The sequence below is a fragment of the Adlercreutzia sp. ZJ242 genome, from assembly GCF_011038995.1.
GTDB lineage: Bacteria > Actinomycetota > Coriobacteriia > Coriobacteriales > Eggerthellaceae > CAAEEV01.
Window position 1 is genome coordinate 62,765 of the sequence record NZ_JAAKEE010000011.1, and the last position, 6,639, is coordinate 69,403.

At 67.7% G+C, this 6,639-nt stretch carries 4 protein-coding genes; 1 reads left to right on the forward strand and 3 read right to left on the reverse strand.

Features of this window, described 5'->3' with window-relative positions:
• Positions 1–3: 3 nt before the first annotated feature.
• From G7Y49_RS04375 to G7Y49_RS04385, 3 genes are read right to left on the reverse strand one after another with little or no spacing between them, the layout of a single operon-like run.
• Positions 4–546: a 4Fe-4S dicluster domain-containing protein gene (locus G7Y49_RS04375; protein WP_165171420.1), complete on the reverse strand. Its 543-nt coding sequence runs from the start codon at positions 544–546 to the stop codon at positions 4–6.
• On the reverse strand, positions 546–2,768 hold the full coding sequence (locus tag G7Y49_RS04380; RefSeq protein ID WP_165171433.1) for a molybdopterin-dependent oxidoreductase: 2,223 nt from the start codon (positions 2,766–2,768) through the stop codon (positions 546–548). Before G7Y49_RS04380 ends, G7Y49_RS04375 begins: the two co-directional genes overlap by 1 nt.
• Positions 2,769–2,783: 15 nt before the next feature.
• Positions 2,784–3,593: a 4Fe-4S binding protein gene (locus G7Y49_RS04385; protein ID WP_165171346.1), complete on the reverse strand. Its 810-nt coding sequence runs from the start codon at positions 3,591–3,593 to the stop codon at positions 2,784–2,786.
• A 337-nt stretch (positions 3,594–3,930) separates the two neighbouring features.
• Between G7Y49_RS04385 and G7Y49_RS04390 the strand changes: the two genes are divergently transcribed.
• Positions 3,931–6,072: an aldehyde ferredoxin oxidoreductase gene (locus tag G7Y49_RS04390; protein WP_165171344.1), complete on the forward strand. Its 2,142-nt coding sequence runs from the start codon at positions 3,931–3,933 to the stop codon at positions 6,070–6,072.
• Positions 6,073–6,639: the final 567 nt, after the last annotated feature.

The window sequence follows — 6,639 nt, forward strand, 5'->3', positions numbered from 1 at the left end:
CAATCACCTCACGTAGAATACTTTGGTCTTGGTCAGGTCAGCCACGATGGGCACCGCGTGCGTCTCGGCGATGGCGCGGGAGATCTCGCTTCCGGGATCGTCCAAGTCGCCGAAGATGCGCGCGTCGGTGAGGCACGCGTCCACGCAGTTGCACGTCTGCGTGCCCGACTCGTGCGCGGCCACCACGCAGAAGCGGCACTTGTCCACCGCACCCGTCTCGGAGTTGCGCACGCGCACCTGGTAGGGGCACGCCGCCATGCAGTACAAACAGCCGATGCAGCGGCCCTGGTCGACGGCGACGATGCCGTCAGCCCCGATGTGCGCGGCACCCGTGGGGCACACGGCCGCGCACGGCGCGTCCTCGCAGTGCATGCACTGCAGCGGCACGTGCTCCACGGCCACGCTCGGGTAGACGCCCTCCTCGCGCTCCTCGAAGCGGATGAAGTTCTCGTCGGGAAGAAGGCCGTTGAGGCGCTGGCAGGCCACGCGGCAGGCGTAGCAGCCAATGCACTTCTTCGTGTCGATCAACATTCCATAGCGTGCCATCATGCACCTACTTTCTTAACCGTGACGAGCGCCTCCTGCGAGCAGATGCCGCCGTAGCCCGGCTCGATGCGGAAGGGCACGAAGTCCATCTGGCGCAGGCCCACGCCGTACGCCGTGCGCTGCTCGGGCGAGGAGCAGCCGTAGTGGCTCGGCATGAACAGGGTCGTGGGGTTCACGCGCTGCGTCACCTTGACGCGCCCGCGCCCCTCGTGGCACTCGTTGGACACGATCACCTCGTCGCCGTCGGCGATGCCCAGGCGCTGCGCCACGTCGGCGGAGAGCCACACGCGGTCGAGGTCGTAGTCCTTCGTGATCTGCATGAGGTCGGCGACGTTGGTCGTCTGGGTGTGGCTCATGTGCGCCTGCTTGCCGCCGACCAGGCGCAGCGTGCCCGCCGCCCCGTCGGGCATGACCGCGGGCTCCACCCACACCGGGTACGGCGACAGCCCCGCCGCCGCGCACGCCTCGCTCGTGAACTGGATCTTGCCCGTGGGCGTCTTCCACTTCGGCGTGTTGCCGTACTCGAACGCCGCCTCGGGGAACGACGCCGTGCCGCCCGCCTGGCGCAGCGTCTCGAGCGACAGGCCCACCGTCTGAAGCTGCGCGTCGGCGAGCTCCTCCACCGTGAAGTCGAAGTACTCGCCCACGCCGCACGCGCGCGCCAGCTCGGAGAAGATCTCGTCGCAGCTGCGCGTCTCGGGGTGCACGCGCTCGAGCACCTTGTCGCGCAGCGTCACGCACGGCACCTTGCCGCCGATGAACTCGGGGAGCTCCAGGCGCTCGAGGTAGCTGCACTCGGGCAGCACGTAGTCGGCGAGCTGGGCGGTCTCGGACATCTGCACGTCCACGACCACCATGAGGTCGAGCCTGCCGAGCGCCTCGGCGAGGAACGCCGTGTTGGAGTAGCCCGCCGCCATGTTGGAGTTGTAGAAGAACATGCCCTTGATCACGCCCGCGTGCGCTTGCTGCGCCGCGTAGACGTTCGAGCCCATGCTCGAGAGCGAGAGCGGGTACTCCTTGGAGCCCAGGATCTTCGCCTCGACCTTCGGCACGCTCGGGAACTTCGCCTCGTCGAGCTTGCCCACCGAGACGCTCGGCGTGAAGAGCGCGCCGCCCTTCTGGTTCCAGCAGCCCAGGAGCGTGTTGAACAGGCACACCGCGCGCGCCGTCTCGCCGGAGTTCTCGTACGAGCAGCCGAACGCCCCGCGCCAGCTCGGCTCGATGGAGGCCGCGGGCGCCGCGTCGGCGAACTCGACGGCCAGCCGCTCGATGGTGCTGGCCGGGATGCCTGTGATGCTCTCCGCCCAGGCGGGCGTGCAGGCGGCAAGCGAGGCGGCCCACTCCTCGAAGCCCACCGCGTTCTTCGCCACGTACTCAGCGTAGTAGAGCCCGCGCGTCACCAGAACGTGCGACATGCCCAGCAGAAGCGCCAGGTCAGTGCCGGGGTTGATCGGCACCCACTCGTCGGCGAACGCGATGGTGTTGTTGCAGCGCGGGTCGACGAGCACGATGCGCGCGCCGCGCTCGTGCGCCTTCTGCAGCGCGGAGACGGAGCTCGGGCGGATGGCGTCGGCGTAGCTGCGGCCGATGAACATGGTCATCTTCGAGTTCGCCACGTCGGACGAGTAGTTCCCCGTGCCGATGACCTGCGTAAACCCTGCCTCCTTCGACAGGTTGCACGCCGCGCCGTGCGTGTACACGTTCGCGCTGCCGAGCGCGTTCATGAAGCGCTTGGTGTAGTACTTGCCGGACGGGCGCGGGTCCTGCACCATGGCGAGCGCCTCCGGGCCGGCCTCGTCGATGATGGCCTGGACCCTCTCGGCGATCTCGGCGTAAGCCTGGTCCCAGCTGATGGGCTCGAAGACGCCCTTCTCGTTCTTCTTGAGCGGCTCGGTCAGGCGGTCCTCAGAAGTGGCGATCTGCAGGTAGCCGTAGCCGCGCGCGCAGAGCTTGCCCTTCGCATAAGGGTGCCCCGCGTCGCCGATCACCTGGGCGATCTCGCCGTCCCTCACATACGCGGTGAAGCCGCACTTGCTCGAGCAGGCGTTGCACAGGGAGTGCGCCGTGGTCACCACGGGCCCGCCCCACGCGTGGGCGACCTCCGGGTCGAGCGCCGCGCCCGCCATGCCCGCCGCGCCGGCCGCGCCGAGCACGGCGGCGCCGGCCGCCAGCCCCGCGCCCGCTTCCAGGAAAGTCCGCCTCGTCAATGTTTTCTCTGACATGATCGGCTCCTTCCCCTACGCCTCCACGAGCGTCACGGTGCGCACGACGCCCTGGTCGATGATCTTCTGCGCGATGTCCTGCCAGTCGATGAACTGAATGGCGCCGTTGGGGCACTGCTCGGCGCAGCGGCCGCAGGAGATGCACTTGGTGGAGATGCCCGTCTCGGTGTCGACGCGCGGCATGTTCCACGGGCACGCCTGGGCGCACATGCCGCAGCCGACGCACGCCTCGCCGTCGACGATGCGCGCGCCGTAGTGCGGGTCAGCGTAGATGGCGTGCACGGGGCAGTAGTTCGCGCAGGCCGGGTCGGCGCACTGCTTGCAGTGCTCAACCGTGAACTGGCACGCGCCCCCGCCCGAGCCGAGCGAGCCCTCGCCCGTGCCGATGCCGGCGCCGTAGTTGTAGTTGTCCCACACGCGCACGCGCGCGATGTGCTGGCTGACGCGCCCGTCGTTCTTCAACGTGCACATCATCTCGCAGCGCTGGCAGCCGGAGCAGCGCGCGCGGTCGGTGACGATCATCTTGGTGGGCGTGGTGCGGATGTCGATGCGCCCGGAGGCGATCGACCGCTCGGTCACGCCCCATGACGCCAGCACGCCGCCCACGACCAGGCCCGCCACGCCGCAGCCGGCCATGGCCAGCACGCTGCGGCGCGTGAACGTCTTGGACTGGCCGGAGCCTGCGGGCTCGGCGGAGCCTGCGGGGCCGGCGGAATCGCCGCCAAGGCCGGCGGCGGAACCGCTGGCGTCGGCAGGCTGAGCCGTATCGTTGAGCCGCTCTTCCGGCTGGACGACGGCATTGTCTTCATACTTGTTCTCTGACATGCGTGATCTCCCCTCGTTTCTCAAAAAAGAACCCTGCCCGCGCCGAGACGCATCGCCCGCGCGCAGGCATGACGCAAAGGAGCTCTCATCGCAGCCCGTCACACAACGGGAGCGACCTTAGCCCAACCCGCGCGCGGCGCCATACCCTCTTTTGAGGGATTTTTCGCCCCCGTCAACGCCGCGTTACCTTCGCCTCCCAGCTGACCTCGCGTTTTCCCACATTACCCCCAAAGAGGGCATGCCGCTAAAAGCCGTTCGGGCATACTCTGCCCAAGCGCTCCGAATCGCTGCCCAGGGTCACACAACACCGGCAACCTGAAGAGATTTGGAGTAAACCATGGCTGACGCTAAACGCGACGCGAACAAGTCATATGGCTGGACGGGGAAGATCCTCCGCGTGAACCTGTCCACCGGCGCCATCACCACGGAGCCGACCGAGCCCTACAAGGCCTACGTCGGCGGCATGGGCATCGCCAACAAGATCATGTACGACGAAGTGCCTGCCGGCACCAACCCGCTCGCCCCCGAGAACAAGATCGTCTTCGCCGTCGGCCCCCTGACGGCCTCGGGCGTGCCGCTGGCCGGGCGCACCACCATCTGCTCGCTGTCCACCTTCTCCACCGACCAGCTCGTGGTCGACGCGCACTGCGGCGGCATGCTCGGCGCGAAGATGAAGCTGGCCGGCTGGGACGCCATCATCGTGGAAGGCGTGAGCTACGAGCACGTCTACCTCTACATCGACGACGATGACGTGCGCATCAAGTCCGCCGACAGCGTGTGGGGCATGGGCACCCGCGCCGCCACCGAGGCGCTCAACCGCAAGGAGGGCGCTGACTTCTGCGTGGCCACCATCGGGCCCGCCGGCGAGAACCTGCTGCCCTACGCGTGCGTCCTGAACGCGCGCAACCACTCCGCCGGCGCGGGCATCGGCGCCGTCATGGGCTCGAAGGGCCTCAAGGCGGTCGTGGTGCGCGGCACCGGCAGCGTGAACGTGGCCGACCCGCAGGCCGTGGCCGAGCTCTCCGACTACATGCTGCGCGAGATCATCGGCTCGAACAACAACCACGTGGTGCCCTCCACGCAGCAGGAGTGGGCCGAGTACTACGACAAGGGCTCCCGCTGGACGGCGCGCAAGGGCCTGTTCTGGGCCGACGCCGAGGGCGGTCCCATCGAGACCGGCGAGCCGAAGCCCGGCGAGATCAACACCGTGGGGTACCGCTGCATGAAGTCCACCAAGGACGACGGCCCCGAGGCTGAGAAGTACACCATCAAGATGAACGGCTGCCACAGCTGCCCCATCCACTGCTACTCCGACATGCGCGTGCCCGCGAGCGGCGAGAACGGCGGCCACGAGATCACGGGCAACACCTGCGTGGCGAACTTCCCGTTCAACTACATGATCCCCCTCCTGGGCGACAAGACCCCCGTGCAGAGCAACTCCGAGGACAGCCTGGTGTGGAACCAGGTCATGGGCTCGATCATGGACGATCTGGGCATGTGGTGCAACTACGCGCAGCTGTACCGCGACATCGCGCACTGCTACGCCACCGGCGTCTTCGAGCGCGTGCTGCCGCCCGAGGAGTACGCCCGCTTCGACTGGGAGAAGTTCTCGAAGAACGACCCGTCGCTCATGGCCGACCTGCTGCCCTTCATCGCGCGCAACGACTCCGAGCTGGCGTACGTGGCGTACGGCCCTGCCACATGGTGCGAGCGCTGGAACGACATGCAGTGGTTCGACACCGCCGCATCGGCCCTGATCAGCCCCCGCGGCTGGCCGGTGCACCACGCACACGAGTGCTTCGGGCAGGTGGGCCTGCTCTACAACGTGATCTTCAACCGCGACGACATGATCCACTCCGCCGTGAACTTCCAGGGCTGCGGCCTGCCGTTCGAGCTCAAGCAGCAGATCGCCGCCGAGCTGTGGGGCGGCGCGGACGCCATCGACCCCAACAAGAACTACACGCCCATGAACGAGAACAAGGCGAACTTCGCCTGGTGGAGCATCGTGACCGACGTGCTGCACGACTCGCTCACGCTGTGCAACTGGGTGTGGCCGATGGCCATGAGCCCGTCGAAGACGCGCGACTACCGCGGCGACCTGGACCTGGAGGCGAAGTTCTTCAAGGCCGTGACCGGCGAGGACGTCACCACCGAGGACCTCTACGAGGCCAGCGCGCGCATCATGACGCTGCAGCGCGCCAACACCGCGCGCGGCATGAAGGACGCGAGCGGGAAGATGGGCTGCAACGACTTCCGCGGCGTGCACGACCTGGTGACCGAGTGGCCGTTCGACTCGGCGAAGGCGTTCACCGAGGGCACCGACAAGATGGACAAGGGCGACTTCCAGACCGCCCTCACCATGCTCTACCGCTGCTTCGGCTGGGACGAGCAGCTGGGCTGCCCCACCGCAGCGTGCCTGGACGCCTACGGCATGGGCGACGTGAAGGAAGAGCTCGACAAGCTGGGCCTGCTGCCGTAGCGAAAAGTCCGGGCTGATGCCGGGCGGGTGGCCCGGGCAGACGGCAGGCGCCGTTCGGGTAACGCCAGGCTGGCGCTGCCCGGGCAGACACCAGCCAGAGGACGTCACCAAGCAGACGCAGCCCGGTGAACCTCACCCGACAAAATAGCTCCCACAAGAAAAAGCCCCCATCAGGGGGCTTTTTCTTGTCCATAAGCCAACGCAACCAGCGAGAGAACTTCGCGTCATCCTGAGCGAGGCCACCCCCTGCCATTCCGGGTGAGGCTGTCCCTCCTCATGTCATCTCGGACGAGGCTGCCCTTCCTCGTGTCATCCTCTACAACATGGAGTCGCCTTCCCGGGCGTATTGTGCAGGGAAGGCGGGGCTCCGCCCCCGGCTGACACGGCGTCATCCTATATAACATGGAGTCGCCTTCCCGGGCGTATCATGCAGGGAAGGTGGGGCCCCGCCCCCGGCTGACACGGTGTCATCCCGGCTGCGCGTCGCGCATGCCCTAGCTCAGGCTTGTCGCCGGCTCGGGCGGGGCCCCTCGCAGACCCGCGCAGGCGGGTCGGGGCGGTGACCTC